This window comes from Anaerotignum sp., from assembly GCF_031981185.1.
In the GTDB taxonomy this organism is placed as follows: Bacteria; Bacillota; Clostridia; order Lachnospirales; family Anaerotignaceae; genus Chakrabartyella.
On the sequence record NZ_DALYUL010000042.1, the window covers coordinates 12739 to 13483 of the forward strand.

At 50.1% G+C, this 745-nt stretch carries 7 tRNA genes; all 7 read right to left on the reverse strand.

The features are described from left to right. Positions 1-52: 52 nt before the first annotated feature. Positions 53-124 (reverse strand) — tRNA-Gln (locus RTK36_RS15685). Positions 125-155: 31 nt separating this feature from the next. After that, positions 156-227: transfer RNA gene (locus tag RTK36_RS15690), tRNA-Gln, on the reverse strand. Between the two features lie 24 nt (positions 228-251). Next, a tRNA-Gly gene (locus RTK36_RS15695) sits at positions 252-323 on the reverse strand. A gap of 6 nt (positions 324-329) precedes the next feature. Beyond that, positions 330-413: transfer RNA gene (locus tag RTK36_RS15700), tRNA-Leu, on the reverse strand. 7 nt (positions 414-420) lie between these two features. Beyond that, positions 421-493 (reverse strand) — tRNA-Lys (locus RTK36_RS15705). Between the two features lie 11 nt (positions 494-504). Further along, positions 505-578, reverse strand: a tRNA-His gene (locus RTK36_RS15710). 31 nt (positions 579-609) lie between these two features. Continuing rightward, positions 610-684, reverse strand: a tRNA-Pro gene (locus RTK36_RS15715). Between the last annotated feature and the right edge of the window lie 61 nt (positions 685-745).

The following is a 745-nucleotide window of genomic DNA, read 5'->3' on the forward strand; positions in this document are numbered from 1 at the left end:
AGTTTTTTTCTTTTCCGTAATAAAAAAGCCTGTATGATTACAGGCTCTTAAACTAGGGTAGCAGGATTTGAACCTGCGAATGACGGAATCAGAATCCGTTGCCTTACCGCTTGGCTATACCCCAATAAACAAACTATGTTAGCATTATTTGAAACCTGGGCTAGCTGGATTCGAACCAGCGAATGCAGGAGTCAAAGTCCTGTGCCTTACCGCTTGGCGATAGCCCACTATACGATAATGCAAAAGCTAAAAGCGCGAAACGAGATTCGAACTCGCGACCCTCGCCTTGGCAAGGCGATGCTCTACCACTGAGCCATTCGCGCAAATTATGCAGTCGAGGGGACTTGAACCCCTACCCAGAAACCCGGACTAGATCCTTAGTCTAGCGCGTATGCCAATTCCGCCACGACTGCAAAAACATGAGTCACTCGGGGCTCGAACCCGAGACACCTGGATTAAAAGTCCAGTGCTCTACCAACTGAGCTAGTGACCCGAAAAATAAAGGGTGGATAGTGGGACTCGAACCCACGGCCTCCAGAGCCACAATCTGGCGCGCTAACCACCTGCGCCATACCCACCATAAGGAATAAATTTCCGCTGATACGAGGCTCGGGGTGACAGGATTTGAACCTGCGACCTCCTGATCCCAAATCAGGCGCGCTAGCCAAGCTACGCTACACCCCGAAAGCAAAAATTGAAATCTGGCAACCATCTACTTTCCCAGGCAGCTTCCCACCAAGTATCA